General features: G+C 29.3%; 1 rRNA gene. It reads right to left on the bottom strand.

Annotated elements, in window-relative coordinates:
• Nucleotides 1–73, bottom strand: a 16S ribosomal RNA gene (locus CD122_RS10570); the annotation flags it as partial.
• Between the last annotated feature and the right edge of the window lie 579 nt (nt 74–652).

Here is a 652-nt window from a genome sequence, read left to right as displayed (position 1 = left end):
CTGTTCGCTCGACTTGCATGTATTAGGCACGCCGCCAGCGTTCATCCTGAGCCAGGATCAAACTCTCCATAAAAGAAGTAAGCTTGATTAGCTCAATTGATTGTTTAAGTCAATCACTCTTGAAAGTACTACTCTGAGTACTCAAATTATCGGAATTAACGTTGACATATTGTCATTCAGTTTTCAATGTTCATTTTTTGCTGTTACAATTATTCATTATACTTAAAACATTTCGTTGTGTCAACTACTTTTTTAAGTTTTTTTAATTCGTAACTTTTGATGTTTTGCGTTGAAATGTTTCGCTCTTTTCAACAATATCCATCATATATTCTCGAGAAGAAATATTCAAGTATTAATTTTACACTTTGTTGTTTTGTTTTTAAAAGTGAATTAAATAATAACTTTAAGTGATTTCTTTCGACGACTGCTATATCTTATCAAGCTATGAACTATACGTCAACGCAAAATAAAGGGGTTTTTATACCAAATTTACCACACTATAGAAATCAAACACATTTTGAGTTAAATTATGTGAAAAACTCTGTCATAAATCAGCATTTCTTTTTAGATTATCGTTAATTGAATAAATAAGACGTATCAAACCTTAATATTTTAAGTATCTATATAGTTTAAAACCAAAATACAGTTCTAA

This window comes from Staphylococcus rostri (genome assembly GCF_002902145.1).
In the GTDB taxonomy this organism is placed as follows: Bacteria; Bacillota; Bacilli; order Staphylococcales; family Staphylococcaceae; genus Staphylococcus; species Staphylococcus rostri.
The sequence above is the reverse complement of the archived record's forward strand: the minus strand, read 5'-3'. Positions and strand labels throughout refer to the sequence as shown.